Source organism: Synechococcus sp. CBW1004, from assembly GCF_015840715.1.
Classification (GTDB): Bacteria; Cyanobacteriota; Cyanobacteriia; order PCC-6307; family Cyanobiaceae; genus Cyanobium.
This window is the reverse complement of the sequence record NZ_CP060397.1, coordinates 2,174,265-2,199,630: the sequence shown is the minus strand read 5'-3', so window position 1 is coordinate 2,199,630 and position 25,366 is coordinate 2,174,265. Positions and strand designations below refer to the sequence as shown.

The 25,366-nt window shown below is 68.6% G+C and carries 28 protein-coding genes; 16 read left to right on the top strand and 12 right to left on the bottom strand.

From position 1 onward, the window contains the following. The first annotated feature begins 240 nt into the window (after positions 1-240). The gene (rimO, locus tag H8F25_RS10465) at positions 241-1,617 is read left to right on the top strand and encodes a 30S ribosomal protein S12 methylthiotransferase RimO (protein ID WP_197210367.1); all 1,377 of its coding nucleotides are present in this window, start codon (positions 241-243) and stop codon (positions 1,615-1,617) included. Continuing rightward, positions 1,614-2,876, top strand: a complete 1,263-nt coding sequence (locus H8F25_RS10460) for an MFS transporter (protein WP_231596765.1) — start codon at positions 1,614-1,616, stop codon at positions 2,874-2,876. Before rimO ends, H8F25_RS10460 begins: the two co-directional genes overlap by 4 nt. Here the strand turns inward: H8F25_RS10460 and H8F25_RS17735 are convergent. Continuing rightward, entirely contained in the window at positions 2,854-3,021 is a 168-nt protein-coding gene (locus tag H8F25_RS17735) for a hypothetical protein (RefSeq protein ID WP_231596764.1), read from the bottom strand. The genes H8F25_RS10460 and H8F25_RS17735 overlap by 23 nt on opposite strands. Before the next feature lie 164 nt (positions 3,022-3,185). Between H8F25_RS17735 and H8F25_RS10450 the strand changes: the two genes are divergently transcribed. Next, positions 3,186-4,799: a B12-binding domain-containing radical SAM protein gene (locus tag H8F25_RS10450; protein ID WP_197210366.1), complete on the top strand. Its 1,614-nt coding sequence runs from the start codon at positions 3,186-3,188 to the stop codon at positions 4,797-4,799. A gap of 57 nt (positions 4,800-4,856) precedes the next feature. On the opposite strand, the gene H8F25_RS10445 is transcribed toward H8F25_RS10450, so the two are convergent. Beyond that, on the bottom strand, positions 4,857-5,246 hold the full coding sequence (locus H8F25_RS10445; protein ID WP_197210365.1) for a DUF4346 domain-containing protein: 390 nt from the start codon (positions 5,244-5,246) through the stop codon (positions 4,857-4,859). Further along, positions 5,203-6,432 carry a GNAT family N-acetyltransferase gene (locus H8F25_RS10440; protein WP_197210364.1) on the bottom strand — a complete coding sequence of 410 codons (1,230 nt, stop codon included), beginning with the start codon at positions 6,430-6,432 and terminating at the stop codon, positions 5,203-5,205. Before H8F25_RS10440 ends, H8F25_RS10445 begins: the two co-directional genes overlap by 44 nt. Before the next feature lie 99 nt (positions 6,433-6,531). Between H8F25_RS10440 and H8F25_RS10435 the strand changes: the two genes are divergently transcribed. Further along, a complete protein-coding gene (locus H8F25_RS10435; protein WP_231596763.1) occupies positions 6,532-6,957 on the top strand; it encodes a hypothetical protein in 426 nt (141 codons plus the stop codon). 183 nt (positions 6,958-7,140) lie between these two features. Here the strand turns inward: H8F25_RS10435 and H8F25_RS17730 are convergent, their stop codons facing one another. Both H8F25_RS17730 and H8F25_RS10420 read right to left on the bottom strand, forming a co-directional pair. Further along, positions 7,141-8,007: a dihydrofolate reductase family protein gene (locus tag H8F25_RS17730; protein ID WP_231596762.1), complete on the bottom strand. Its 867-nt coding sequence runs from the start codon at positions 8,005-8,007 to the stop codon at positions 7,141-7,143. Positions 8,008-8,090: 83 nt separating this feature from the next. Then, positions 8,091-9,062: a 6-carboxytetrahydropterin synthase gene (locus H8F25_RS10420; RefSeq protein WP_197210363.1), complete on the bottom strand. Its 972-nt coding sequence runs from the start codon at positions 9,060-9,062 to the stop codon at positions 8,091-8,093. Between the two features lie 59 nt (positions 9,063-9,121). On the opposite strand from H8F25_RS10420, the gene H8F25_RS10415 reads away from it, so the two are divergent. Next, positions 9,122-9,757, top strand: a complete 636-nt coding sequence (locus H8F25_RS10415) for a shikimate kinase (protein WP_197210362.1) — start codon at positions 9,122-9,124, stop codon at positions 9,755-9,757. 2 nt (positions 9,758-9,759) lie between these two features. Here H8F25_RS10415 and H8F25_RS10410 read toward each other — a convergent pair whose 3' ends face one another. Further along, on the bottom strand, positions 9,760-10,077 hold the full coding sequence (locus H8F25_RS10410) for a chlororespiratory reduction protein 7 (RefSeq protein ID WP_197210361.1): 318 nt from the start codon (positions 10,075-10,077) through the stop codon (positions 9,760-9,762). Here H8F25_RS10410 and H8F25_RS10405 point away from each other — a divergent pair. After that, positions 10,076-10,915, top strand: a complete 840-nt coding sequence (locus H8F25_RS10405) for a DUF6816 family protein (RefSeq protein WP_231596761.1) — start codon at positions 10,076-10,078, stop codon at positions 10,913-10,915. The two genes, H8F25_RS10410 and H8F25_RS10405, sit on opposite strands and share 2 nt — an antisense overlap. Here the strand turns inward: H8F25_RS10405 and H8F25_RS10400 are convergent. Further along, positions 10,842-11,561, bottom strand: a complete 720-nt coding sequence (locus H8F25_RS10400; protein WP_197210360.1) for a glutathione S-transferase family protein — start codon at positions 11,559-11,561, stop codon at positions 10,842-10,844. The genes H8F25_RS10405 and H8F25_RS10400 overlap by 74 nt on opposite strands. Before the next feature lie 329 nt (positions 11,562-11,890). Between H8F25_RS10400 and H8F25_RS10395 the strand changes: the two genes are divergently transcribed. The 5 genes from H8F25_RS10395 to H8F25_RS10375 all read left to right on the top strand — a co-directional run bounded on the left by H8F25_RS10395 (position 11,891) and on the right by H8F25_RS10375 (position 16,374). Continuing rightward, on the top strand, positions 11,891-12,097 hold the full coding sequence (locus H8F25_RS10395) for a DUF751 family protein (RefSeq protein ID WP_197213718.1): 207 nt from the start codon (positions 11,891-11,893) through the stop codon (positions 12,095-12,097). Positions 12,098-12,099: 2 nt separating this feature from the next. Then, positions 12,100-12,549 carry a 30S ribosome-binding factor RbfA gene (rbfA, locus tag H8F25_RS10390; RefSeq protein WP_197210359.1) on the top strand — a complete coding sequence of 150 codons (450 nt, stop codon included), beginning with the start codon at positions 12,100-12,102 and terminating at the stop codon, positions 12,547-12,549. After that, positions 12,539-14,230, top strand: a complete 1,692-nt coding sequence (locus tag H8F25_RS10385) for a glycoside hydrolase family 3 N-terminal domain-containing protein (protein ID WP_197210358.1) — start codon at positions 12,539-12,541, stop codon at positions 14,228-14,230. The genes rbfA and H8F25_RS10385 overlap by 11 nt, the downstream gene beginning before the upstream one ends. Next, positions 14,230-15,447 (top strand): glycosyltransferase, encoded by a 1,218-nt coding sequence (locus H8F25_RS10380; RefSeq protein WP_197210357.1) that lies wholly within the window; start codon positions 14,230-14,232, stop codon positions 15,445-15,447. The genes H8F25_RS10385 and H8F25_RS10380 overlap by 1 nt, the downstream gene beginning before the upstream one ends. 129 nt (positions 15,448-15,576) lie before the next feature. After that, the gene (locus tag H8F25_RS10375; protein ID WP_197210356.1) at positions 15,577-16,374 is read left to right on the top strand and encodes a uroporphyrinogen-III synthase; all 798 of its coding nucleotides are present in this window, start codon (positions 15,577-15,579) and stop codon (positions 16,372-16,374) included. Positions 16,375-16,389: 15 nt separating this feature from the next. Here the strand turns inward: H8F25_RS10375 and H8F25_RS10370 are convergent, their stop codons facing one another. From H8F25_RS10370 to zds, 3 genes are read right to left on the bottom strand one after another with little or no spacing between them, the layout of a single operon-like run. Beyond that, entirely contained in the window at positions 16,390-16,950 is a 561-nt protein-coding gene (locus H8F25_RS10370; RefSeq protein ID WP_197210355.1) for a hypothetical protein, read from the bottom strand. A gap of 19 nt (positions 16,951-16,969) precedes the next feature. Continuing rightward, a complete protein-coding gene (locus H8F25_RS10365; protein ID WP_197210354.1) occupies positions 16,970-17,404 on the bottom strand; it encodes an SRPBCC family protein in 435 nt (144 codons plus the stop codon). Positions 17,405-17,413: 9 nt separating this feature from the next. Further along, entirely contained in the window at positions 17,414-18,907 is a 1,494-nt protein-coding gene (gene zds / locus H8F25_RS10360) for a 9,9'-di-cis-zeta-carotene desaturase (RefSeq protein WP_197210353.1), read from the bottom strand. A gap of 259 nt (positions 18,908-19,166) precedes the next feature. On the opposite strand from zds, the gene H8F25_RS10355 reads away from it, so the two are divergent. From H8F25_RS10355 to H8F25_RS10340, 4 genes are all read left to right on the top strand, one after another. Further along, positions 19,167-19,616, top strand: a complete 450-nt coding sequence (locus H8F25_RS10355; RefSeq protein ID WP_197210352.1) for an iron-sulfur cluster assembly accessory protein — start codon at positions 19,167-19,169, stop codon at positions 19,614-19,616. Between the two features lie 61 nt (positions 19,617-19,677). Beyond that, positions 19,678-20,151 (top strand): hypothetical protein, encoded by a 474-nt coding sequence (locus tag H8F25_RS10350; RefSeq protein ID WP_231596760.1) that lies wholly within the window; start codon positions 19,678-19,680, stop codon positions 20,149-20,151. Positions 20,152-20,156: 5 nt separating this feature from the next. Further along, the gene (locus H8F25_RS10345; RefSeq protein ID WP_370525883.1) at positions 20,157-21,374 is read left to right on the top strand and encodes a lipid-A-disaccharide synthase-related protein; all 1,218 of its coding nucleotides are present in this window, start codon (positions 20,157-20,159) and stop codon (positions 21,372-21,374) included. A gap of 113 nt (positions 21,375-21,487) precedes the next feature. Beyond that, a complete protein-coding gene (locus tag H8F25_RS10340) occupies positions 21,488-21,724 on the top strand; it encodes a hypothetical protein (protein ID WP_197213716.1) in 237 nt (78 codons plus the stop codon). Here the strand turns inward: H8F25_RS10340 and H8F25_RS10335 are convergent. Both H8F25_RS10335 and H8F25_RS10330 read right to left on the bottom strand, forming a co-directional pair. Then, on the bottom strand, positions 21,681-22,616 hold the full coding sequence (locus H8F25_RS10335) for a TIGR01777 family oxidoreductase (protein ID WP_197210350.1): 936 nt from the start codon (positions 22,614-22,616) through the stop codon (positions 21,681-21,683). The genes H8F25_RS10340 and H8F25_RS10335 overlap by 44 nt on opposite strands. Positions 22,617-22,788: 172 nt before the next feature. Further along, entirely contained in the window at positions 22,789-24,099 is a 1,311-nt protein-coding gene (locus tag H8F25_RS10330) for a sulfotransferase (RefSeq protein WP_197210349.1), read from the bottom strand. 429 nt (positions 24,100-24,528) lie between these two features. On the opposite strand from H8F25_RS10330, the gene H8F25_RS10325 reads away from it, so the two are divergent. Then, positions 24,529-25,344 (top strand): class I SAM-dependent methyltransferase, encoded by an 816-nt coding sequence (locus H8F25_RS10325; RefSeq protein WP_197210348.1) that lies wholly within the window; start codon positions 24,529-24,531, stop codon positions 25,342-25,344. Positions 25,345-25,366: the final 22 nt, after the last annotated feature.

The following is a 25,366-nucleotide window of genomic DNA, read 5'->3' as shown; positions in this document are numbered from 1 at the left end:
CAGAGGCAGTGGGGCGATTCTCGCAGTCTTCCGGGTGGGGTGCCGGATGTTGCCTAGGGTTGTGGACTGAGCTCCGGTCCTGCGCTCCCTGGCAGGGGTCGCCCCCCATGAGCGGGGGACTCGCTCCCTCCTGAGCGGGAGCTGGCATCACACCCGCCCCAGCGGAGATCTGCAACCGGGCGTCGGCCTTGCCATCGCCGCCGACATGCCGCCTCCACCCTTCACTGAAGACCCCGTCCCATGGGATTGCCGACCGTCGCCTTCGCCCACCTGGGCTGTGAAAAGAATCGGGTGGACACCGAGCACATGCTCGGCCTGCTGGCGGAGGCCGGCTACGGCGTGAGCGCCGATGAAAGCGAGGCCTCGGTGGTGGTGGTGAACACCTGCAGCTTCATCCAGGACGCCCGCGAGGAATCGGTGCGCACCCTGGTGGAACTGGCCGAACAGGGCAAGGAGCTGATCATCGCCGGCTGCCTGGCGCAGCAGTTTCAGCAGGAGCTTCTCGATTCACTGCCCGAGGCGAAGGCCGTGGTGGGCACGGGCGACTACCAGCACATCGTCGAGGTGCTGCGGCGGGTGGAGGCCGGCGAGCGGGTGAATCGCGTCAGCGCCAATCCCACCTTCGTGGCCGATGAGCACCTGCCCCGCTACCGCACCACCTCCGAGGCGGTGGCCTACCTGAAGGTGGCTGAGGGCTGCGACTACCGCTGCTCCTTCTGCATCATTCCGAAGCTGCGCGGCGATCAGCGCTCGCGGACGATCGAGTCGGTCGTTGCCGAGGCACACCAGCTGGCGGCCCAGGGGGTGCAGGAGCTGATCCTGATCAGCCAGATCACCACCAACTACGGCCTCGACCTGTACGGCAAGCCCAGGCTGGCAGATCTGCTGCGGGCCCTTGGAGGCGTGGAGATCCCCTGGATCCGGGTGCATTACGCCTATCCCACAGGCCTGACACCCGAGGTGCTGGCGGCCTACCGGGAGGTGCCGAATGTGCTGCCCTATCTCGATCTACCGCTGCAGCACAGCCACCCCGAGGTGCTGCGGGCGATGAATCGCCCCTGGCAGGCGGACGTGACCGGCGGTCTGCTGCGCCGCATCCGGGAGCAGCTGCCCGAAGCCGTGCTGCGCACCACCTTCATCGTCGGCTACCCGGGCGAGACCGAGAAGCACTTCCAGCACCTGCTCGATTTCGTGGCCGAGCAGCGCTTCGACCATGTGGGGGTGTTCACCTTCTCTCCGGAGGACGGCACCCCAGCCGCCGCACTGCCCGACCCGGTGCCTGCGGAGGTGGCTGACGAGCGCAAGAGCCGCCTGATGGCGCTGCAGCAGCCGATCGCCGCCGAACGCAATGCCGCCTGGGTGGGGCGCATCGTCGATGTGCTGATCGAGCAGGAGAACCCATCGACAGGGGAGATGCTGGGCCGCTGCAGCCGCTTCGCGCCGGACGTGGACGGCGAAGTGCGGGTGAGCCCCGGCGAGGGGGGCCTCTGCGCCGCCCCCGGCACGATGGTGCCCGTGCAGATCACCGCCGCCGAGACCTATGACCTGCGCGGCATCGTGGTGGGCGCCCGCGAGCTGGTGGGCGCGGTGCGCGCCGTCGGCCGGCGCGACGCTTGATCGGACCAGAACCGGCAACCCCGCTCCGCCGGCACGGCTGGCGGAGCCGCCATCAGCGCCGCCTCTTCCTGCTGGCTTCCGGACTCAGCACCGCTGGATCCTTCGCCGGTCTCACTGCCAAGGGCTGGCTCCTGCTGCAGGACAGCGGCAGCCCCTTGCTGCTCTCGCTCCATTTCGCCGCCCTGGCACTGCCCAGCCTGGTGTTCAGTGGCCCGGCCGGGGTGCTCACCGACCGACTCGGCAGTGAGGCCGTTCTGATCCGGGCCCAGTGGGGTCTGCTGGCCGCCAGCGGAATGGGAGCGGTGGCGATCCCGCTGCTGGCCCGCTGGCCGGCCGCCCTGATGATGGCGCTGCTGCTCAGCACCCTGCTGGTGGGAGTGGCCAGCAGCTACGAACTGACCGCCCGCAACAAGTACTGCGCGCTGCTGGTGGAGAGACCGGAGCAGCTCGCTCCCTATCTGGCCAGCTTCTCGGTGGTCTTCAACGTCGGCAAGCTGGTGGGCCCGCCCATCGGTGGAGGGCTGGTGGCCCTGGCGGGCGTGCCGATCGCCCTGGCACTCGATGCACTCAGCTATCTGCTGCCGATTGCCACCGTGCTGTGGCTCCTGCAGCCCGACCTCAGCCTGGAGAGGCGCAGCGGCACCGGGGAACGCACCTCCCTCGGGGCCGCATGGAAAGAGAGCGGCCCGACCCTGCGCCATGTGCTCCAGTTCACCGCCCTGGCCAGCCTGGTGGGGTTCTTCCATCCGGGGCTCGCCCCCCTGATCGCCGGCCACATCCTCGGGCCGAGCCCCCAGAACCTCGGGCTGTTCACCAGCGTGCTGGCCGCTGGAAGCATCACGGGCGGGATCGCCCTGCAGCGCCGCAGCCGCTGGCTGGTGCAACGACCCGTGCTGCTGCTGGGAGGAAGCCTGCTGCTCACCTCCTGGGCCCAGCTGGGCATGGCCTACGCGAACCAGGACGGGATCCGACTGGCCATGAGCTTCCTGATCGGGATGGGCACAGCGTCCCTGCTGGCCGGCAGCAACCTGGTCCTGCAGGTGGGAGCGCCGATGGAGCTGCGCGGGCGGATGGCCGCCATGGGACAGATCGCGGCCCTTGGAGGGGGTGGCCTCAGCGGCCTCCTGGCGGCGCTGCTGACGATGCGCGTTGGACTGGATCAGACCTTCGCGCTGATGGGCATCAGCGGCATGATCCTGGCCCTGGTGGAGCTGCTGGGGCGCCGGGGACTGCGACTCAGATCAGACGCACACCCTTGAGCACGACGGTGGCCAGGAAGGCCGCGGTCAGGCCGCCGCCGACAAGAGCCAGATAGAGAGCCACGCCCATGGATGTAACCGGGAAACGGCTGCCATTACAGCAGAGACGCTCCGGCAGCGGCGCCGGCGACGGCAGGCCCGCCATGGAGCGGCACAAGCGCAGCCGAAACTCCGTTCCACGCCCGCCGCCTCTAGGGTTGACACATTTCCCGTCGCTCAGCGCCGGCATCTCGCCTAGACCGCTCTGCAACTCCAGCTTCGCCCTGCCGGCGGCGGGGCTCTGAGAACCGACCCTGAAACCCTGAGCGCATGCGCACCCTCTTCCTCTATCCAGAATTCCCCAAGACCTTCTGGAGCTACGAGAAGATCCTGGAGCTGGTCAACCGCAAGGTGTTGCTGCCACCTCTGGGTCTGGTGACCGTCGCGGCTCTGCTGCCCCAGAAGTGGGAGATGAAGCTTGTCGACCGCAACGTGCGCGAGGTCACCGAGGCGGAATGGGACTGGGCAGAGCTGGTGGTGATCTCGGGGATGATCGTGCAGAAGGCCGACATGGCCGCGCAGATCGCCAAAGCCAAGGCACGCGGCCTCCCCGTGGCCGTGGGCGGGCCCTTCGCCAGCTCCACTCCGGATGCTCCCGAGCTGGAACTGGCGGATTTCAAGATTCTCGATGAGGGTGAAATCACCCTGCCGATGTTCATCGAGGCGATCGAACGCGGCGACACCTCAGGCCGCTTCACCGCCAACGGCGACAAGCCGGATGTGACCGCCACCCCGGTTCCCCGCTTCGACCTGCTGGAGCTCGACGCATACGACTCGATGTCAGTGCAGTTCTCGCGGGGCTGTCCGTTCCAGTGCGAATTCTGCGACATCATCGTGCTCTACGGCCGCAAGCCGCGCACCAAGACACCGCAGCAACTGATTGCCGAACTCCAGTCTCTGTACGACCTGGGCTGGCGGCGCTCGATCTTCCTGGTGGATGACAACTTCATCGGCAACAAGCGCAACGCCAAGCTGCTGCTGCCGGCGATCAAGGAGTGGCAGATCGAACGCAACTACCCCTTCAGCTTCGCCACCGAGGCCTCGGTTGATCTGGCCTCCGACGAGGAGATGATGCAGATGATGAGCGAAGCACGCTTCGACAGCGTGTTCCTCGGCATCGAAACACCGGACGAGGCCTCGCTCTCAATCGCCGGCAAACACCAGAACATGCGCAGCTCCCTCGAGGAGGCGGTGGACCGCATCAATTCCTACGGCATCCGCGTGATGGCCGGCTTTATCATCGGCTTCGACGGTGAGAAGACCGGTGCCGGTGACCGGATCGTGCAGTTCGTCAGCCGCACCGGCATCCCTGCCGCGATGATGGGCATGCTGCAGGCCCTCCCCAACACCGGTCTGTGGCACCGGCTCGAGAAAGAAGGTCGCCTGATTCAGGAGAAGACCGACGCCAAGGGCGTCAATCAGACCAACCTGCTCAACTTCGTGCCGACGCGACCGATCCGTGAGATCGCCAACGAATACGTGGATGCCTTCTGCCGTCTCTACGAACCCAATGCCTATATCGACCGCGTCACCCACTACTACCTCAAGGCGGGAAAACCCCGTTGGCAGCAGTTCGCTCCCAAAGGGGTGGCACTCGGCAAGGCGACCTTGCCCAGCTGGACCGACATCCGGGCTCTCGCGATCGTGATCTGGCGGCAGGGCATCAAGCGGGACACCCGCTGGCGCTTCTGGCGCTCCCTGCTGAAGATCGCCCGCCACAATCCCGAGGTGTTCGAGCAATTCCTCGTCACCCTGGCTCACAACGAGCACTTCCAGGAATATCGCGGCATCGTCAGCCGGGAGATCCAGGAACAGCTGGCGGCCCTGCCCCCCGATCCTCCGACCGCACCCGTGAGCCCGACCCGGGAGCTTCAGCCGGCCTGAAGGGCGGCACAGGGCCGCTGTACACGTCCCCGGAACGATTCGATCAGTCCTGTTCGATCAATCCTGGACGTAGGCGATCCCCTGCTCCAGGCAGAGCTCAGCCTTCTGCAGCTCACGGCCCAGATAGAGGGCGTGATCGAGGCGGCTGAGGGGGTGAGGCCCGTCACCCTCGGTGAGGGCCATGCCCAGTTCCTTGGCGCTGCGGCCGCGATAGATGGCGGTCGGCTTGCGCGGACCGCCGCCGCGGCAGGCCAGCACCTCGCCGGTGTCGGGGTCGGTGGCGAGGCCTCGTTCGTTGATGCTGTTGCTGTAGTGCTCGGCCACCAGTTCGGCGGTCTCCGCATCGACGCGGATCAGGAAATAGCCGGCAGGATCGAGCTCGATGAAGCGCTTCGAGAGCTCCTCATCCAGGGCCTGGCGCGACGTCGTGGTGTTGCAGCTGGACATGGGGTGGATCGTAGGTGGCGCTGAATGGCAGCTCGGCGTTGACCGCCTCGATCTCCGCCAGCATCTGCCGGTTCGCCCCGGGGAGCCACTCTCTGAGGATGGCGGCGAAGCCTGGATCGCTCCAGCGATGCAGGCTGACGCGGGGCTCCGCCAGGAATCCTCGACGGCGCTTGTGACTGCCACCGGCACCGGGGTCGAAGCGGCGGATCCCCTGGGCGATCGCCCACTCGATCGGCGCGTAGTAGCAGACCTCGAAATGCAGGTTGTCGAGGTCCACATCACTGCCCCAGTAGCGACCCCAGAGGCTGTCTCCGCCCCGCACGCAAAGGCTCATCGCCAGCGGATCGCCGGGATCCCCCCGATGGGCGCTGAACAGCACCAGGTGCTCGCGCAGCTCAAGGGCCGCCGCCTCGAAGAACGCCTCGCTGAGATACTTGCTTCCCCAGGGCCCCCAGCGGGCGCAGTGCTGCGCATAGAAGTGATGCATCCGGCCCAGCAGCGGCGGCGGGATCGCCTCACCGGCGAGGGGCGTCACCGTCAGACCCGCCTGTGCCACGGCGCGCCGCTCGCGACGGATGTTGCGACGCTGGTTGGCGTTGAAGCTGGCCAGATAGGCCTCAAAATCGGCGTGTCCCGGGTTGGTCCACTGGCTCTGCTGGTTGATCCAGCGCTCGCAGCCGGCCGCCTCGGCCAGGGGCTGCCAGGCCGGATCCACGTAGAGGAAATTGCAGCTGAGGATGCCGTTACGCTGACAGAAGACATCGATCTGCTCGAGCAACAACGCCGTGAGTCGTGCGGTGTCCTCGTCGGAGGCCACCAGGAAGCGATAGCCCTGCACCGGGCTGACCGGACTCATGCCGACCAGTTTGGGGTAATAGCGCAGTCCGAGCTGGCCGGCGAGCTGGGCGAAGGCCTGATCGAAGACGAATTCGCCATAGCTGTGCCCCTTCAGATACAGCGGAGCCACCGCCACCAACACCTCACCCCGCCACAGAGCCAGATGGCAGGGCTGCCAGCCCTCACGGGGCGCGATGCTGCCGCTGGCCTCCAGATGATGCAGCCAGCGCCAGGAGTAGAAGGGTGGCGGCTCGCCTCCTTCCGCGGCACCGGCCCGCAGCAAAGCCTGCCACTGGTCCTCGGGCAGCTGATTCAGGGTGGTGTGCCACTGCGCCCGAAGCTCGGCCATGGCGTCGTGCGCGACAGGGTACGAAGAGGCGCAAAACTAACCACAACCCGCCGCCAGCGAGCCCTGATCGCCTTCTGCCCCTCGCACCGGTTCCGGCTGTTGCTGCTGGCGGCCACCGCCTGCCTGGGCCTGGGCCTGCCGATGCCGGCAGCCCAGGCAGGCGTCTGGAAGCCGTTGCTGGTGCTTCTCCGCCCCCAGCTTGAGAACCGCCTGGCAAGGGCCTGCGTCGAGGCGGCCGCCGGCGACAACCCCGAGCTGGCGAGCCGGCTGCGTGATCCCTGTCGGAAGCTGGCCGCCCCCACCAGCCGCTGCCTGATCGAGGAGACCGACACCACGGGACGCGGCATGGGGGTGCTGACCGAACTGATGCGTGGCCGCTTCGGTGACGACAGCGAGGTGGTGGTGAAGCGCTGCCTGGCGCGCCTGCTGGGCCTGCCGGCTGACACCCTGCGCGATGTGCCGCTGCAGGAGCTGGCGCGCCGCTTCAGCAGCCTCGGCCTTCCCCCCGCCGGCGAGCAGCCTTAGGAGGCGCCGGAACCATCGCGCCGCGACCGATTGAGCCCACAGCCGAACCGAACGGGACCGTGGCCTTGACGGAATCAACGGCTCCTACCGGATCCACTGGCCTGGCCCGCGACGGGCGTCCAGCCCAGTCGTCCCAGACCGATCCACCGCCATCGCCCGGGCAGGGGAAGACCAGCCCCCGGATCAGCCTCCGGTCGCAGTCCGGCCGTAGCGCAGCATCAGCTCGTCTCCCTCGAGGCGACGGTGCTCCAGCAGGCGCCAGCCGCCACGGGCGGGGACCGGCACCAGCGCCGTGGGGCCCAGCCAGGTGTGCGCACCGCCGAGCAGCTGCGGACAGAAGGTGAGCTGAAGCTCGTCCAGGCGGTCCTCGGCCAGCAGGCTGGCCGCCAGGGAGGCCCCGCCGAGCACCACCAGCCGCTGCAGCCCCACCGACGCCAGCTGCCGCAGGGCCGGCTCCCAGCCCTCCATGGTCAGCACCCTGGCGAAACCGGCCGGGTGCACCACCGGCCGGGCAACGCTGTTCCTCGCGCCCAACAGAGCGGCCTCGACGGAGAGGATGGCCTCCCCCTCCTGCCCCGCGACCTCTGGCATGGCTTCGGCAGAGCCCCGTGGCTCCGACGCCCCAGGGACTGCGCCAGTGCACTCAACCGGCGGAGCGACAAGCGGCTCGGTGGGCGGTTCCTCGGCCGGAGCCTTCTGCAGCAGCAGCCAGCGCTCAACGGGCTGAGCGAAAAAGGGCAGCCCCGGCGGCAGGCGGCCACTGCGGCTGGCCACCAGCGCCAGCGGCTGGGGGGCCAGCCCCTGCTGAAGGCGTCGCTCCAGCAGGTCGGGGGCATGGATCAGACAGGTGCTGCCATGGCGCCGCAGGGTCTCGGCCCCGAGCAGCGCACCATCGGACCAGGCCAGGGCTTCCTCGAGCACACGCCGGTCGCCGCGGCCGCCGATCTGGGCTGCGCCCCCCGCCGGCGATGCCAGACGACCATCCAGGCTGACGGCAAGGACCAGCCGCAGATGCGGCAGGCCGTTCCTGGGCCCTGACGGAGGAGTCATCGATGGATCCACCTCAGGGGGGCACAGCTCACAGGAACGTGAAAGCGCGAGGCAGGCAGGCCTGATTCGATCCGGGAGGCCCCTCAGGCGCTGGCCAGGACCTCCAGAGCAGAGGGCACCATCCCCAACTGGGCCATTTCGGCGAATACCTCGGCGGCGTTGTTGGGGCTTTCCTGCAGACGCACCTTGTGAAGGCGGGCCCCCAGTCCGGCGATCGGCTGACTGAGCAGATCGGCGATGTGTAGGGCGATGTTCTCCGCAGTCGGCACACAGCTGGCGAAGTGTTCGACGTCCTTGTTGAGGAAGGTGTGATCGAACGGCTCCACCACCAGGTCCTGCACCAGCTGTTGCAGCGCCGCCAGATCGCAGACCATGCCGGTGCGGGGATCGATCGGCCCGCGCACGCTCACCTCCAGCAGGTAGTTGTGGCCATGGCCATGGGGCCTTGCGCACTTGCCGTAGATCGCCTCGTTCTCGCTCTGGCTGAGCTCGGGGCGGGCCAGGCGGTGGGCAGCGGCGAAGTGGGTGCGAATGGAGAGGAAGGCTTCCATGGGATCGATGGCGGGTCCGCTGAGCACATCGGCCCAGAGATCGGGGTGTTCGTACAGGCGGATTCCCATCAGCGGCAGATGGGGAGCGAGGCGGTCACGGATGGCCAGGGCCAGCGCCTCGGTGGTGGGGAGTCGCCCCTCAGGGCGCTCCAGATCGAACTCCGGCCAGGCCTCGTTGAGGAAGCGGAAGTCGAGCGGCTCGGTCACCTCGCGGCGGATGGCGTGCTTCACATCCGAGAGGTTGAGCACCATGCCGTCGCCATCCAGTGCGCCGCCCATGGCCACGATCAGCTCGTAGTTGTGGCCGTGGCCAGGCACCCGGCTGCAGGGCCCGAAGCGCCGCTGGTTCTCCGCATCGCTCAGTTCCGGCAGGCGATACAGGTGACTGGCACTGAAACAGGCCCGGCGTGTGATCACGCAGGGACGCCCCCGGCCGTGGGCCGCGACTTCCCGGCCAGGGGGGATTGGGGTCTGGAGCGGGGCCTGCAGGCCGGCTGCGGTCATCCGCTTCGATCGGGGAGGCGCATCCTAGAAACACACCTTCACACCCGCCGATCACCGGCATGTCCTCGCCCCCCCTCGCCGCCGCTGAGCTGACCCACCGCCTGCGGGGCCTGAATCTCTACCTGGTGGGGATGATGGGAGCCGGCAAGAGCGCCGTGGGGCGCCCGCTGGCCGAGGCCCTGGGCTACCGCTTCCTCGATGCCGATCAGGTGCTGGAGCAGGCCGCGGGGCGGCCGATTCCCGCGATCTTCGAAGCGGATGGCGAGGAGGGTTTCCGCGAGCTGGAGACGGCCGTGCTCGATCGCATCACCGGCTGGCATTCGCTGGTGGTGGCCACCGGCGGCGGCGTGGTGACCCGGCCGGTGAACTGGGGCCACCTGCATCAGGGGGTGGTGATCTGGCTCGATGCCCCCGCCGAACTGCTGCTGGACCGTCTGCAGGCCGATCCGACACCACGGCCGCTGCTGGCCACGGAGGACCCGGCGGCGCGGCTGGAGACCCTGCTGCAGGCGCGCCGCCCCCTCTACGCCCAGGCCGACCTGCGGGTCGAACAGCGGGGCGGCGACGATCCGCGGGCGGTGGCTGAGCGGGTGGTGGCGGCCCTGCCGACCATCCTCAGGGAACGGACCCAGCCCCCCACTGCGCCGGTGCAGCTTCAGGACGCTGACGGCCGCCTGACCCAGTCGCTGAACTGACGTCATTCGCTCCCTGATGCTCCCGGGGCTGACCTTGAAGCCGAGGCGGCAGCCGGCCGCGATCCCGGGGGCTCCAGGCGCACTGCGAACCACTGGATCGTGTGACCGGGAGCCAGCTCCAGGGCACAGGCCGTCTCCAGCAGCCGTTCGGCCCGGGCCCGGTCATCCGCCAGACCCTGCAGATCCTCCGGCGGATGCTCCAGCCCCGCCAGCTGCGCCGCCAGCCAGTCACGCGTCTCAGCGGCGCTGAGGATGCGCTCGGCCGCGGCCGGCTCCAGCACCACGTAATGATCGAGCTCCCGCAGCAGGGGATCGGACATGGGCAGAGGGCGGATCCGGGCCATCCTGGCGGCGCTGCGGCTCCCTGGGGTGCAGGCTCTCCGCTCAGCAGCCCCGGGAATGCCGCTGTGGCGGGCGCTGGCGGGGCTCCTGGTGGTCACTGTGCTGCTGAGCGTCAGCGCGGCGCCACCGGCAGCAGCAGCGGAGGCTGGCCCGCTGGCTCCAGCCACCCCCCTGGAACGCCGCCTGCACCAGTGGCCCGCATGGAAGCTGCCGGCTCCGCTGGCCCGGCCCGGCCATCAGGCACCGGCGTGGCCGATCTGGTTCAAGGGCACGTGGCTGGTGGAAAGCGAGACCCTGTCGATGGACCCCGCCATGCCACCCCAGCCCAATCCGCCCTGGCAGGCCCGCTTCCGGCCCGATGGACGGGGCGGAGCCGTGGCCGAGCGGGCCTTCAACGCCTGCTCGGTCGGCCGCAGCCTGCTGGGGGAGCGACTGCTGTCGGTTCAGGACGATCCGGCCAACCCCCAGCGGCAGCTGGCCCGCCTCGCCGGCGACCTGCTGCTGGAGACCACACTCATCGGGCAGCGGGGCGAAACACCGGAGCCGGAGCGCTTTCTCAACGACGAGCTCAGCCTGCAGGTGTTGCACGGCCCGGGCGAACCACGGGTCAGCCGGATCGAGACCCTCGGCCGGTGGCGGCTGCTGGTCGATGGGAGCATCGCCGCTGAGCAGTGGCAGGCTCGCTACCCATCGCCCAGCGAGGGGCTGGCGGCAACGCCACTCTCCAGCGACCACTGGCGGCTCAGGCTCGTCCCAGTTCCGCCAGGATCCGATCACGCCACTGGAACAGCGGCGCCAGCAGCGGGTTGTCGCTGAAACCCGGCAGGCCGCGGCCGGCCAGAGGAGCACCGGCCGTGGCGGGGAAGCGCAGCAGCGACAACTGGGCCACCACCGCCAGATCCGCCAGGCTGAGGCGATCGCCCACCAGATAGGCCCCTGCCTCGATCAACACCACCAGCTGTTCGAGATTGCGCTGCAGCTGACGCGCCTCACAGGGGGCGAGGGCCTCAGTGATCGCCTCGCCCATCGGTGCCATCAGCCCGCCGGGCAGGGCGCTCACGAGCTGCCGCAGCATCGAGGGCGCAGCCTCCGGCAGCAGGGCCGTGCGCAGGACCGGATCGGCGGTGGCGGCCTGCAGCAGGGCTCGGCGGCAGCCGGCTGACAGGGCGGTGTCGGCCCAGTCCTCCAGCAGCAGCACGCGGGCGCGGGCGACGGGATCGGCCGGCAGCAGCGCCGGCGTGGGATGGGCCTCCTCCAGATGCAGCGCGATCACCGTGGAATCGGCGATCACCGTGGCCCCCTCCACCAGCACGGGCACCTGGCGCTGGCCGGACAGACGGAACAGCTCCAGCTGACCGAGGCCAGGAGTCACCTCCACCAGAGTGACCTCAAGGCCCTTGGAGGCCAGAATCAGCCGCACCTTCTCGCAGAAGGCCGAGTGGCGGAACTGGTGCAACTCCATCGTCACAGAACGTTCCGGACAGGCCTGTGGGCGCAGGGTAGCGAGCAGGAGCGTGCGGGCCGTGACGGGAGCCGGCAGGGATTGAGCCCCACGGACAAGGGACAGGGCAGTGAGGCAGCAGGCGCCCGCCGCATCGTCAGGGGGCGCCGCAGCGAAGCGACGCCTGCTTGCCCGATGGCCACAGAGGGGCGTTGGCGCCTGCCTGAGCAGCCAGGTTTCTGGTGGGACCTTCCTGCGGAGTGTGGAAGCCACGTCACCCGCACGGCCCTTGGCCGAAAATGGGCGGCCAGCCGCGCGAGCGGATCCCCGGCGCCGATGCCCGAGCAGCGATGAAGGACTTCTTCCTGAATGTGACGCGCTATCCGCGCTATCTGGTGGCCTTCGGACTGGGGGTGTTCCAGTCAGTGCTTGATCCGCTGCTGCAGCGCCTCAGCAATCCGGTCACCGCCGTGGCCCTGGTGGGGGCGTTGATCAGCGGCCTGCTCAGCCTGGGCCTTGTGCTGCGTGCGATGGTGAACACCGCACCGTCGATCTAGCGATGGCCCAGGGACGCCGCGTCGAGCGGGTGGCGGCGCTTGTGCGCCGTGAGGTGAGTGAACTGCTGGTCAACGGCATCCGCGACGAGCGGGTCCACCACGGCATGGTCAGCGTCACCGCGGTGGAGGTGGCGGGCGATCTGCAGCATTGCCGCATCCGGGTGAGCGTGCTGGGCAGCGAAGACGACCGCCTGCAGGTCATGGAAGGCCTCAGAGCCGCCACTCCCTACGTCAAGGGGGAGCTGGGCAGGCGCCTGAAGATGCGACGCACCCCGGAGGTGGTCTTCCAGCTGGACCGGGGCCTGGAGCGCGGCACCACGGTCCTCAGCCTGCTGAACCGCCTGGAGGAGGAGCGTCGCGAGCGCGGTGAGATCCCCACCGGCACCGATCAGGACGACGGCGGGGAGGGTTCCGCCTCGGTCCAGGCTGATCCCTCCGGCGATGAGCCCTGAGCTGCGGCGCCGGGTGGCGCAGCTGCTGGTGGTGCGCGCCAGCGGCCACCTCAGCGATGGCCAGCGCCGCTATCCCCGCTGGGAACTGCGCAACGCCGAGCTGCAGCAGCTGCTGGCACAGGGCGTGGGGGGCGTGATCCTGCTGGGCGGCAGCGCCGCGGAACTGCGGCTGCGCACCCTGCAGCTGCAGGCCTGGAGCCCGGCGCCCCTGCTCCTGTGCGCCGACGTCGAGGAGGGGGTGGGGCAGCGCTTCGAGGGCGCCAGCTGGCTGGTGCCCCCCCTGGCCCTGGCCGGCCTGCACCACCGGGATCCGGCCGCGGCCCTGGAGCTAGCGGAACGCTACGGGCGCTGCACCGGCCGCGAGGCGCGGGCCCTGGGCCTCAACTGGGTGCTGGGCCCGGTCTGCGACGTCAACAACAACCCGGCCAATCCCGTGATCAACGTGCGGGCCTGGGGAGAGGATCCGGCCACCGCAGGCTCCCTGGCCTGCGCCTTCCTGCGCGGGGCCCAGGCGGAGGGGGTGCTCTGCTGCGCCAAGCACTTCCCCGGCCATGGCGACACCGCCACGGATTCCCATCTGGACCTGCCGCTCCTGGAGCACAGCCGCGAGCGGCTCGAGGCCATCGAGCTGCCCCCCTTCCGCGAGGCGATCGCCAGCGGCGTGGCCTCGGTGATGACGGCCCATCTGCTCCTGCCCAGCCTCGACGCCGAGCGCCCGGCCACCCTTTCCAAGGCGGTGCTCACCGACCTGCTGCGCCGCGATCTGGGCTTCGACGGCCTGGTGGTCACCGACGCGCTGGTGATGGAGGCGATCGCCGGCCGCTACGGGGCGGGTGAGGCTGCGGTGCTGGCCCTGGAGGCCGGTGCCGATCTGGTGCTGATGCCGGCCGATGCCGAGGCGGCGATCGAAGCGATCGTGGCGGCCGTGCAGTCCGGACGCCTGAGCGAGGAACGGCTGCAGGAGAGCCTGGAGCGACGCAGTCGGGCTCTGAATGCGCTCCCCCCACCGGCCGAGGCCGACCCCGATGCGGGTTTCACGCCGCTGGGCCCTCTGCGCAATGGCCCTCTGCCCGAGGACCGGCAGCTGGCCGTCGAGCTGGTGCGGCGCAGCCTGGAGGTGCAGAGCCCGGCCAGCATGCCGCTGGCCCCTGGGGACGGCGGCCTCAACCTGATCCGCCTCGACCACCCCCTGGCCAGCCCGTTTCTGATGGCGAGCGCCCCGGCCCTGAGCCGGCCGAGTGCCGCCGGCCTGAAACCGTGTCTGATCACCCCCCAGGCACCCTCACCCTGGCGCAACGATGCCGAGGCGCCCCTGGATCTGGCGCGCCTGGGCGAGGGCCCCGTGGTGCTGCAGCTGTTCGTGCGTGGCAATCCCTTCCGTGGCAGCGCCGGCGGCGGCGAGGAGCCCTGGGAGGCGGCGATCCGCCAGCTGCAGAACCTCGGCCGCCTGGCGGGCCTGGCCATCTACGGCAGCCCCTACCTGTGGCGGCGGCTGAGAACGCTGGTGGCGCCGGGGATTCCGGCGGCCTGCAGCCCCGGACAGATGCCCCTGGCCCAGGAGGCAGTGCTCGCCGCTCTGGGGCTGGGGCCGGCTCCGTCCCTTCCCGGCGATCCGTCCGGGGAGGCGGCATGCGGCAGCGGGGCTGGCAGGGATGGCCAGCGCACCGGCTTCACCGACTGATGAGCGGGGGAGCGATGCCGGGGCTGAGCCTGTCGATGATCGTGCGCAATGAAGCCTCCCGGCTGCAGGCCTGCCTGGAGTCGGTGCGCGGTTTCGTCGACGAGATGGTGGTCGTCGACACCGGCTCCAGCGACGACACCGCCGCGATCGCCGCCGCCTGCGGCGCCACCGTGCATCACCTCAGCTGGCCGGGCGACTTCGCTCCGGCACGCAACCACGCCCTGGAGCTGGCCAACGGCGACTGGGTGCTGGTGCTCGATGCCGACGAACGGCTGCGGCCGGAAGCCAGGGAGCCGCTGCGGCGACTGATGCAGGAGCCGGAGGCACTGCTGATCAACCTGCTGCGGGTCGAGCTGGAGGCCGCCCAGTCGCCCTACTCCAGCGTCAGTCGCCTCTTTCGCCGGCACCCCGCCATTCACTGGAGCGGCGCCTACCACGCCATGGTCGACGACAGCGTCGCGGCCCTGCTGCGCGACGAGCCGCACCGGCGGGTGCTGGCGTGCCCCGAACCGGCCCTGCTGCACGACGGCTACCGGCCCGAGCTGCTGGCCGATGGCCGCAAGGCGCGCCAGTTGCGTCAGGCGATGGAGGCCGAGCTGCGACGCCGGCCGGACGATCCCTATGCCTGCGCCAAGCTCGGAGGGCTGGAACTGAGCGAGGGGCGGAGCGATCGCGCCCTCCGGCTGCTGCGCCGCGGCCTGGCCGCCTGCCCGCCCGAAGCAGCGGCCGAGCGCTATGAGCTGCTGCTGCATCTGGGGCTGGCCGAATCCGCCCGCGATCCACGGCGGGCCCGCGGGCATTACACCGCCGCCCTGGAGCTGCCGCTGGACCCGCGTCTCAACCTGGGCGCCCGGCTCAATCTGGCCATCCTGGAACTGCGCCTGGGCAACGGCGAGGCCGCCCTCGAGCACGCCCGCCAGGTCACCACCGCGGCACCGGAGTTCGCCCTGGGCTGGACCCAGCTGGGGCTGATCCAGCGCCAGCGGGGCGCCCTGGGGGAGGCGATCGCCGCCTATCGCCAGGCGATCAGCCTGGCTCCGGAGCACGCCGAAACCCAGCAGAACCTGGCGGCGGCCTGTCTTCTGGCCGGAGACATCGCCTCCGCCCGCAGCGGTTTCAGACGGGCCATCACCCTGCTGGCCGAGCAGGGCCGCCAGCAGGAGGCCGCAGCGCTGGCCCAGCGGGCGGGAGCGATGGTGCAGCTGGACGTCCCGTGAGGCCCGTGAGGGAAGTCAACCGGTCACGCCGCCGGCGCCCCCATCGCTTGACTGGAATGACGGGTCCGGCCTGAACGGCCACGGAACCGATCCAGAGTCCCCTTCCCATCCCTGCCCCCCCCAGACGCCATGACGCCACCGGCAGGCCCGCTCACGGGCCGGACGATCGCCGTGACCCGCGCCGAGCAGCAGGCCGGCGAGGCGCGCCGACGCCTGGAGAAGCTCGGCGCGGCGGTGGTGGACATCCCCGCCCTCGTGATCGGACCGCCGGACGACTGGGACCCGCTCGATGAAGCCCTGGCCGACCTGGAAAGCTTCCACTGGATCGTGTTCTCCAGCGCCAATGGCGTCGAGGCCGTGCAGCAGCGACTGGCACGCATGGGGACCAGCCTGGCGCGTCGCCCCGGCAACGCCCGCCTGGCCGCCGTGGGACGCCGCACCGCGGCGCTGCTGGAGGAGCTGGGAGCCCCAGCCGACTTCGTGCCCCCCAGCTTCGTGGCCGACAGCCTGATCGAGCACTTCCCAGTCTCGGGATGGGGGCTGCGGTTGCTGCTCCCGCGTGTCCAGAGCGGCGGCCGCACCGTGCTGGCGGAGGCCTTCGGAGAGGCCGGAGCCCGCGTGGTGGAGGTGGCCGCCTACGAGAGCCGCTGCCCCCGGGGGCTGCCCAGTGGAGCCCTGCAGGCGCTGCAGCAGCGGCGACTGGATGCCATCACCTTCGCCAGCGCCAAGACGGTGAAGCACACCGCCCGCATGCTGCAGGACAGCTTCGGCGAGAGCTGGCCAACCGTGCTGGAGGGACTGCGCGTGGTCTCGATCGGACCTCAGACGAGTCGCAGCTGCATCGAGGCACTGGGTCGTGTGGATGCCGAAGCCGACCCCCATGATCTCGAGGGCCTGTCGCAGGCCTGCGTGCAGGCGCTGGGCTGAGCCCGGGGCCGGTGCTCAGAGGGTGACCTTTTCTCTCTGCTGACCGCGTTGGAGGGTGATCGAGGGGGGATCGGCGGGAGTGAATCCACCGAAGTGGATCGACGCGAGCACACAGCCGGAGGGCAGCAGATCGGTGCTGCGGCCGCCACGATCGCCGATACGCAGAGTGCCGCTCAGAGGGCCGACGCTCACCAGGGCTTCCGCACGACCGCCGCTGCGGATCACACCGGTGAGCCGCAGACCCTGAGACTGACACGTGCTGGCGGGCTGGGCAGCAGCGGCAGCCGTGCCAGCGGTGGCGGGAGCGCCGGCACGAGCGGCCGACGCCCCTGAGACGGCGTCAGCCCGCGGTGGAGCGGTGCCCGGCGTTGGTGCGAAGGGGTCGGGGCGTCCAAACGGAACGGCAGTGAGAACCTGCTGGGGGGTGAGCAGCGGCGACAGCCCGGCGCCGACATTCGTCTGAGGACCGGCGGAGCGGGGGGGGGGCAGCGGCTCAGGCTGATCCGGGTCCGCTGGTCGGCCCAGCAGGAACTGTTCGAAACCACAGCCGCCGATCACCAGCAACGGGATGAGCACAATCGCCCTCAGGGGCCCTTCAACCCGTTTCCACCAGATCCCGGAAACGATCAAGATTGGCCTGCAACTCCCTGGTGACGATGTTACCGAGAATGGAGGGCTCCATCAGAGGGGCCAGCACACCCGGCAGCTCATAGCTGACCGACAGCTTCACGGCGGTGCGATCGGCGGAGAGGGGATAGAAGCGCACGGCCCCTCGGGTGGGCAACCCTCCCACCGATTCCCAGTGGAGCTGCTGCGCCTCGACCCGGCGGGTGATGCGGGCCTTCCAGTGGAAGCGGAAGCCCTGGGCCGCCAGGGTCCAGTCGGTGAGATCGGGATCATCGAGCATCACGACCGATTCGATCCAGCGCATCCAACGCGGCATCGCCTCCAGGTCGCTCCACACCTCCCAGACCCGGTCGGCCGGGGCCTCGATCTCGGTCGTGACGGAGTGCTCGAGCCAACGTCCCATCAGGTCCCCCTAGGCCGCAGCCGCATTGGTGGCCAGCTGAACCGGGCGATCGAGGATCGCCGCGGCCGCCAGCCGTCCGCTCATGGTGGCGCCTTCCATCGAGTCGATGTAGTCCTGGCGGGTGTAGCTGCCGGCCAGGAAGAAGTTCACCACCGGCGTGCGCTGCGCCGGCCGATAGGGCTCCATGCCCGGGGCCTCGCGGTACAGCGACTGGGCCAGCTTGACCACATTGCTCCACACCAGCTTGAGGTTGCGGGCGGAGGGGAACAGCTGCCGCACCTGGGCATCGGTGTGGGCGACGATCTCCTCGGTCTTCTTGGGAATCCAGGGATCGCCGGGGGTGAGCACACACTGCAGCAGAGATCCCAGACCCGGTTTGCGGTAGTCCACCGGGCTGGAGAGCGCCAGATCGGAGAAGCAGCTGAAGTCCGCGTCGGCGGTGTACAGCAGATTGTCGAGACCGGCGGGATGGCTCAGATCACGCCGGTGCGCCTCGGCGGCGGCCGTCTCGCCGAGCTCGGTCACCCAGCCGTCGTAGCGCAGCTGCACGGTGGCCACGGGCACCGCCTCCAGCCGGTGAATGTTGTCGAACAGCGGCCAGCGGCGCCATGTCTCGGGAATCATCCGCTGGATGCCGGGCACATCGCAGGCGGCCAGATAGGCGTCGGCCTGCACCGAGATCTCGCCCTCGGGAGTGCCGAGTTTCAGGCCATTCACCCGTGTGCCGGGCAGACCATCCGAGCCCGCTTCTCCCTCCTCGAACAACACCTCGGTGACGCGATGACGGAGGTGCAGCCGGCCGCCGCGCTGCTGGATGTATTCCAGGATCGGACCCGTGAGCCAGCGGTGCGGCGAGCCCTTGAGCAGATTGAGCTTGGAGGCCTCGGTTTTCGCCGCGAACATCATGAAGATGGTGAGCATGCAGCGGGCCGAGATCGCCTCGCAGTCGATGAAGCCCAGCGCGTAGGCGATCGGGTTCCACATGCGGCGGATACTCTGCTCGCTGCCGCCATGGCTGAGAAACCACTGGTGGAAGCTGATGCGATCGAGATCGCGGATCACCTTCATCGCCCCCTCGTAGTCGATCAGGCCGCGCACGATCGGGCTGGTGCCCAGGGCGAGCGCATTGCGCAGCTTGTCGATCCAGTCGAGCTGAGGGGTGGTGAAGAAGGCCTTGAGTCCGTTGAAGGGGGCGCCGATCGGGAAGCGGAAATCAAGCTCGCGCAGATCGCCGCCGGCGTTGACGAACAGGTGGGTGTGCTCCTTGGGCAGGAGGTTGTCGATCGCCCCCACCTTGCGCATCAGGGCGAACAGATTGGCGTAGTTGAAGAAGAAGACATGCAGCCCCATCTCGATGTGGTTGCCGTCGTCATCGACCCAGCTCCCGACCTTGCCACCGAGGAACGGCCGGGCCTCGTAGAGGTCGACTTCATGGCCGGCATCGACCAGATCCACCGCCGCCGACAGACCGGCCAGCCCGGCTCCCACGATGGCCACCCGCACGCTTCTCTCCCGCCTAGGCACCGACTCTATGGAGCGGCAGGGCGGAGCGACGGCGCCGGCAGGGCGGAGAACCGGCGCCGCGACTCCGCTCGCCGGCGGCCACCCGGGTCCCTGCGGCGACAACACCATCGGCCAAGGCGGCTTCGACCTCCATACAGTGCGTGACAACCAGAGATGCGGCAGCGAGCCGCTCCTTTCAGCCGACTCCCGGCGTCACCCCACCGTTCCAGTCCTCACGCACCCCCTCCGCCCAGCCGCCATGAGTTCTCCCAGCCCGAGCGCCACCGCCCCCCAGGCCGCCCCTGAGGCCGCCGACGCGATCCAGGCCAGCGCGCCGGCGCCCACCCACACCGGTGTCGACGGCCGCGGCATCCTGATCACCGAGCCAGCCATGCGTCAGCTGGCGTCCCTGATGCAGCAGCAGGGCGACGACAAGGTGCTGCGGGTGGGCGTCCGCTCGGGCGGCTGCAGTGGCATGAGCTACACGATGGATTTCATCGACGCCGGCGCCATCCGCGATGACGACGAGATCTACACCTATGAACCGGAGGGAGCCCCCTGCTTCCGCGTCGTCAGCGACCCCAAGTCGCTGCTGTACATCTATGGCATGCAGCTCGATTTCTCTTCGGCCCTGATCGGTGGCGGCTTCAACTTCACCAATCCCAATGCCAGCCAGACCTGCGGCTGCGGCAGCTCCTTCGCGGTCTGAGACGATCCCGGGCGGCGACGGCATGGGAATCTGAGGATCATTTCGCTCACATGCCGCAGCCATGACGGCCAGCACATCCTCCCCCGCGCCGGCAGCTGACAGCGACGCCGGCGCGCCCTCCTCCGAGGCCGCCTCCCTGTTCGATCAGGCGATCAGCCGCTACCAGCAGGGCGCCGCCCCCGAGGAGGTGATCGACGATTTCCTGCGCATCACCGCCCAGCAGCCCCGCCTCTCAGCCGGCTGGACCTGCCTCGCCTGGCTGCAACTGCTGCTGGACCAGCCTCATGCGGCGCTGCGCTCGGCCCGCACGGCCGTGCGCCTGAATCCCCAGGATCCACAGGCCCGCATCAACCTCAGCGTGGCGATGCTGGAGACCGGCCAGAAGGGTGTGCGCGAGCATGTGGAGCTGGTGCAGCGGGTGTTGGTGATGGCCCCTGAGCTGGCCACGGAACTCACCGATTCCATGGCCGACGGCCTTCGGCGGCGGCCGGGCTGGCAGGCCCTGGAGAAGGTGCGCAACTGGCTGCAGGGTTGAACCCTGTGCTGCTGCTGAGCAACGGCCACGGCGAAGACCTCAGTGGTGCGCTGCTGGCCCGTGAACTGCGGCAGCGGGGTGTGACGGTGGAGGCCCTTCCCCTGGTGGGTCATGGCCACGCCTACCGCCAGGCGGGGATCCCGGTGCTGGGTCCCACCCGGGATTTCAGCACCGGCGGACTCGGCTACACCAGCCTGGGCGGGCGTCTCACCGAACTGCGGGAGGGGCAGTACGTCGACCTGGTGAGGCGGCTCGGCAACCTGCGCGGTCGCCGCGACCGCCTGATCGTGGCGGTCGGCGACCTGCTGCCGGTGCTGGTGGCCTGGCTCTGCCGCAGGCCGGCTGTCGTCTATCTGGTGGCCTACTCCAGCCATTACGAAGGGCGGCTGCGGCTGCCCTGGCCCTGCGGCTGGCTGCTGCGCCGCCGCCGCATGCTGGGCATCTGGAGCCGCGACCCCCTCACAGCCGACGACCTGAGCACCCAGCTGGCGCGGCCGGTGCACTTTCTCGGCAATCCCTTTCTCGACCTGGTCGCCAGCGAGGATGCACCCATCCCGAACGACGCGCAGCAGAGCCTGGCCGTGCTCCCCGGCAGCCGCCTGCCGGAGGCCCTGCGGAACTTCGAACGGCTGCTGGGTCTGCTCGGTCGCCTGCCGGAACGGCTGCAGCAGCCCCGGCGGCTTGCCCTGCGGGCAGCCCTGGTGAGCAGCCTCGACGCCGAGCGCCTCGGGCGCCTCGCCGCTCCGCAGGGCTGGCGGCTGCAGCCCGGCCGGGGCGTCGCCGATGGCCTGGCCCCCCAGGTGCTGATCCGCGGAGAGCAGCGGCTGCAACTGCACTGGGGGCGGTTCCCGGCCGTGCTGCGAGGCAGTGATCTGGTGGTGTCGATGACCGGAACGGCGGCGGAACAGGCCGTAGGCCTGGGCAAGCCCGTGCTGCAGGTGGAAGGGGAGGGGCCCCAGTTCACCGCGGGCTTCGCAGAGGCGCAGCGGCGTCTTCTCGGTCCGGGGTTGCTCTGTGCGCACGGCGAGGGCCATGACCATCTGCAGGCCAGCGCCGACCTGATGGCCCGTGCCTTGGATCGCCTGGCGGACAGGGAGCAGGGCCCGGCCTGGCGGGCGGAACTCACCGAGATCGGCCAGCAACGGATCGGTCCGCCCGGCGGCAGCCAGCGCATGGCAGCGGCGATCATGGAGGTCCTCTCCTCGCTTCCCCCCGGCGTCTGATGAGCTCTCCACCAGCCCCCCGGGCCCGGCCGCTCGATCCGCGGCCCAGCAGCCTGCCCGTTGAGGCACGCAGCGGATCGGGAGCCGGGACGGCAGCCGGGCAACCCTCACTGCTGGAACGCCTGCAGCAGTGGCTCGACCGCCTGCTGGTGCTGGACGTGTTTCTGGTCATCGGCGCCGCCCTCTGGTTTGGGACAGCGGTGGTGCTGCACGCCCAGGGGGTGGAGGTGCCGCTGCAACTGTTTCAGCGGTTGTGGGAACCTCTGTTCACCCCCGCGATCGGCCTGCTGATGGCCGCGGCGTTGCTCAGCGGGGCCCTGGGCTGGTGGCGGCGACGAGGGCAGCGTTGAGATCGGGATAGCGGAACGGGAAACCCTGGGCCTGCAGGCGTGCCGGCAGCACCTGCTGCCCCTGGAGCACCACCTGGGCCCCGTCACCGAGCAGGAGTTGCAGCAGCGGCCCGGGCACCGGCAGCAGGCTCGGGCGACCCAGCACGCGGCCCAGTTCGGCCGCGAAGTCCCCCATGCGGCTGGGCTGGGGCGCCACGGCGTTGTAGGTGCCGCTATAGGCGGGATCCTCCAGGGCGGTGGCGATCAGCCGCACCAGGTCGTGGCGATGAATCCAGCTCATCCACTGCTGGCCATTCCCGACCGGACCGCCGAAGCCGAGCCGGAACACAGGCAGCATCTTGCCGAGAGCGCCCCCATCGGGGCCGAGCACGATGCCGATCCGCAGCGTCACCAGCCGCACCCCGGACGGCACCTTGGCGGCGGCCGCCTCCCAGCGCTGACAGATCCGAGCGAGGTAATCATCGCCGGCGGGGCTGTCCTCGCGGAAGACCGCCTCGCCGCTGGTGCCGTAGTAGCCGACGGCCGAGGCCTGGATCAGCACCTTGGGCGGTACCGCGAGGGAGGCCATCGCGGTGACCAGAGACTCGGTGGTGCGAACCCTGCTGTCCATCAGCAACCGCTGGTGGGCGGGTGTCCAGCGCTTTTCGGCGATGGGCTCACCAGCCAGGTTGACGACACCATCTGCCGCGGCAAGAGCCTGACGCAGCGAGTCCTGACGCCAGCTGGCGGGATCGGAAGGATCCAGCTTCAGACAGACCAACCGATCGGCCAGCGGGCCAGGGAAGGGAAGATCACGACGGCTGACCAGAGTGACGTGGTGCCCAAGCTCCAGCAGATAGGGCACGAGATCCCGACCCACGAACCCGGTGCAACCCAGCAGCAGCAGCCTCATCCCCGGCATTCAGGCAGATCGGGCTGACCCTAGGAGCTGAGGCCGCCTGCGGAGGCGACTGCAGGGCTGCAGCTGCCTGGGGCTCGTGGGTGACGCAAGCCCTTCTGAGACGAAAGGTCCGCGGGTCGCTCGCATCGGGCTTGGCCGGCCAGCTGGCAGGCAGGGATCGAGCTCAGCGGAGCAGGCCCTGAGCCTCCAGCAGTTGCCGCACCTGCTGCCTCTCGTAGCCGAACTGCTCAGCGAGGTCCCAGGTGAGATCGCCGAGGAAATCGGAAGGCAGGAACTGCTGCCAACGTGTGGCAGCCTCGGGATCAATGCCCTTGTGCAGGTGGAACTTGAGATCGCCAGGCATGCGCGTCAACTGCTTGGCGCCGGAGAGCATGCGTCGCTCCGGCTGGCTGTAGGGCTGGAGCATGGCTGGATCCAGATCGAGGCCAAGGAACTGGCAAAGCCGCGAGATCTCATGCTCAGGCTGGGTGACCAGAGATTCAAAGCCGAGTTGCAACCATCGGCCATCAGGAACGGAAGCCTTGAAATCCAGAATGTTGCGGTGACTCACATACCAGGTGAGCTCGGCAAGCTGCCTCCGGTGGAATGAGTTCTCATAGAGAACTGGCGCAAAACGGTCTAACTGTGATTCCTCATAGGAACGGATCATGCCATACGGATGGCGCACGAGATGGATGTACAGAGGCTCTTCGAAATCCAGCTCCGCACGCGCCAGGATGCTGGGATCCAGCGGATAAAGGGGCGTCTTGTCCACCAACAGCCGATCGCCAAGACGCGATTGGAGATAGCCGTAGAAGTCGCGGGTCGGCAGCGACTGCTGCTCCCAGGCCGCCATCCTGGCTTCCGCCTCGTCGGCCGAGCAGGCCTCAAGCTCAACCAGGGCACGCATGGTCCCCTCGAGCAGATGGCTGTTGGCATCGCCTGCGAGCTCGAGACGACGCTGCTGCAGATCGTCGTACATGAGCAGATAGAGCTCAGGCGGAGCGAACAATCTGGGGTGACCCGCCAGGATCACACGAAACAGGGTGGTCCCCGAACGGGGAGGCGAGAGGACAAACACCGCCCTGGGATTCTTCGGCGTTGATGACGAACCCGCCGGCAGCTGACGCGGCCGGATCGACTGACGGAAGGCAACCACCGACTCGGCGGTGATCGGCGGAATGGCATCACCGGGAATCGCAGCCTGGCGCACTGCGGAGTGCCCTGAAGTCGCGGAAACCGGGCCCGGAGGCGCAGAGGGAGCGTCCACCGACGACAACTGCGCAGCAAGGAATGACTCAATCTCGGAGACGGAGACGTCCTTGACATAGACGCCATTTTTCAGCAGTAAATCCTGGAATCCGAGTTTCCTGGCCCACTTCGCCTCAATGTCAACAATCAACTGAACAAAGTCAAGCGACGAAAAGCCCAGGTCTTGGACAAGGGAAGTCTCGGGGCCGATCGGATCATCGACGTCATACCCCTGCTCTTCCATGAGCGCCTGGATCAGCTCAATCAGGGCCTCGCGGGTGTTGATCGCTTCGATGGCCTTGGCCCCACTGCTTAGCGAACCGCCATAAAATCATAAATCGATCTTTTTGTCAAATACATGTGGCGAAACGATTGCAGTGATCAAGAGTGCCTTCATAGCAGCCTTGATCTCAGCGGAAAACATTCCCAGGCATCGCCGTTGACTGCGGGCAAACCGTGGGCAAAAGCCGCCACCAAACAGAAACCGGCAGCGAACTTGCCCGCTACAACCACGACTCGGAGCAGAGGGAGGCAAGCTCAGGCGCAGGAAAGGTGAGGCGCAGCGGAACACCGGTGGCAGCGGGAAGGCATCCTTCCGGGCCCCACAGCTGGAAGAAGGGGTCTGCCAGCGAAAGCGAAGGTAAAGTGTGGAGACTCAAGAGCAAACACCGCCATGGAAGGCGCGCAGCAGGTGCCTGCAGACTGTTCGCCACTGGAGGCGACGATCAACAGGCGTTATGACGAGACGATGTATGAAAAGACGGCCCTCGATTTCTATCGCGGCAGTGATTATGTCAACTATGGCTACTGGGAGGCCGGCACGGACAACGGCAAGGACGCCGGCGACCGACTGATGGAGGAGCTATTGGACACTATCCCATCAAAACAGGGGCTGATCCTGGATGTGGCATGCGGGAAAGGTGAAACCTCAAAATATCTGAGCAGGTATTACGAGCCCCGAAATATCACGGGCATCAACATTTCAGACAAACAACTGGAGAGCTGCAGGGCCAATCTCCCCGAGGCTACGTTTCTGCACATGGATGCCGTGGAGATGGGGTTTGAAGGCGAACACTTTGACGCCGTGATCTGTGTCGAGGCAGCCTTCCACTTCAACACGCGACGACGCTTCCTCGAAGAGGCGCTCAGGGTCCTGCGGCCGGGAGGTCACCTGGTGCTTAGTGACATTCTCCGCACCAGCAATGTGACGGACTATCACCAGCGAACAGTGGCCGAGAACCACCTTGAAGGCATCCATGAATACCAGCAGATGCTGGAAGAGATTGGCTTCCAGTCCGTGACCATCAAGGATGCGACTGAACAATGCTGGCATGGCCACTTCCGGCAAGCCATCCGATTCGGACACGAGCGGCTGCTGCAGCGTCAGATCTCAACAGAAGAGCTCAGGTCGAGGCTGGAGGTTTACTACCAGCGAATTGAATACACACAGCACTACGTGCTCGTTTCAGCCCGCAAGCCTGTAATCTGAACGCTCCTGTTAGAGCAGTCCC

Coding starts and splice junctions, on each gene's coding strand:
- rimO (WP_197210367.1), top strand. CDS start 241: ATGGGATTGCCGACCGTCGCCTTCGCCCACCTGGGCTGTGAAAAGAAT.
- H8F25_RS17735 (WP_231596764.1), bottom strand. CDS start 3,021: ATGGCGGGCCTGCCGTCGCCGGCGCCGCTGCCGGAGCGTCTCTGCTGT.
- H8F25_RS10450 (WP_197210366.1), top strand. CDS start 3,186: ATGCGCACCCTCTTCCTCTATCCAGAATTCCCCAAGACCTTCTGGAGC.
- H8F25_RS10445 (WP_197210365.1), bottom strand. CDS start 5,246: ATGTCCAGCTGCAACACCACGACGTCGCGCCAGGCCCTGGATGAGGAG.
- H8F25_RS10440 (WP_197210364.1), bottom strand. CDS start 6,432: ATGGCCGAGCTTCGGGCGCAGTGGCACACCACCCTGAATCAGCTGCCC.
- H8F25_RS17730 (WP_231596762.1), bottom strand. CDS start 8,007: ATGACTCCTCCGTCAGGGCCCAGGAACGGCCTGCCGCATCTGCGGCTG.
- H8F25_RS10420 (WP_197210363.1), bottom strand. CDS start 9,062: ATGACCGCAGCCGGCCTGCAGGCCCCGCTCCAGACCCCAATCCCCCCT.
- H8F25_RS10415 (WP_197210362.1), top strand. CDS start 9,122: ATGTCCTCGCCCCCCCTCGCCGCCGCTGAGCTGACCCACCGCCTGCGG.
- H8F25_RS10405 (WP_231596761.1), top strand. CDS start 10,076: ATGGGCAGAGGGCGGATCCGGGCCATCCTGGCGGCGCTGCGGCTCCCT.
- H8F25_RS10410 (WP_197210361.1), bottom strand. CDS start 10,077: ATGTCCGATCCCCTGCTGCGGGAGCTCGATCATTACGTGGTGCTGGAG.
- H8F25_RS10400 (WP_197210360.1), bottom strand. CDS start 11,561: ATGGAGTTGCACCAGTTCCGCCACTCGGCCTTCTGCGAGAAGGTGCGG.
- H8F25_RS10395 (WP_197213718.1), top strand. CDS start 11,891: ATGAAGGACTTCTTCCTGAATGTGACGCGCTATCCGCGCTATCTGGTG.
- rbfA (WP_197210359.1), top strand. CDS start 12,100: ATGGCCCAGGGACGCCGCGTCGAGCGGGTGGCGGCGCTTGTGCGCCGT.
- H8F25_RS10385 (WP_197210358.1), top strand. CDS start 12,539: ATGAGCCCTGAGCTGCGGCGCCGGGTGGCGCAGCTGCTGGTGGTGCGC.
- H8F25_RS10380 (WP_197210357.1), top strand. CDS start 14,230: ATGAGCGGGGGAGCGATGCCGGGGCTGAGCCTGTCGATGATCGTGCGC.
- H8F25_RS10375 (WP_197210356.1), top strand. CDS start 15,577: ATGACGCCACCGGCAGGCCCGCTCACGGGCCGGACGATCGCCGTGACC.
- H8F25_RS10365 (WP_197210354.1), bottom strand. CDS start 17,404: ATGGGACGTTGGCTCGAGCACTCCGTCACGACCGAGATCGAGGCCCCG.
- H8F25_RS10355 (WP_197210352.1), top strand. CDS start 19,167: ATGAGTTCTCCCAGCCCGAGCGCCACCGCCCCCCAGGCCGCCCCTGAG.
- H8F25_RS10350 (WP_231596760.1), top strand. CDS start 19,678: ATGACGGCCAGCACATCCTCCCCCGCGCCGGCAGCTGACAGCGACGCC.
- H8F25_RS10335 (WP_197210350.1), bottom strand. CDS start 22,616: ATGAGGCTGCTGCTGCTGGGTTGCACCGGGTTCGTGGGTCGGGATCTC.
- H8F25_RS10330 (WP_197210349.1), bottom strand. CDS start 24,099: ATGGAAGAGCAGGGGTATGACGTCGATGATCCGATCGGCCCCGAGACT.
- H8F25_RS10325 (WP_197210348.1), top strand. CDS start 24,529: ATGGAAGGCGCGCAGCAGGTGCCTGCAGACTGTTCGCCACTGGAGGCG.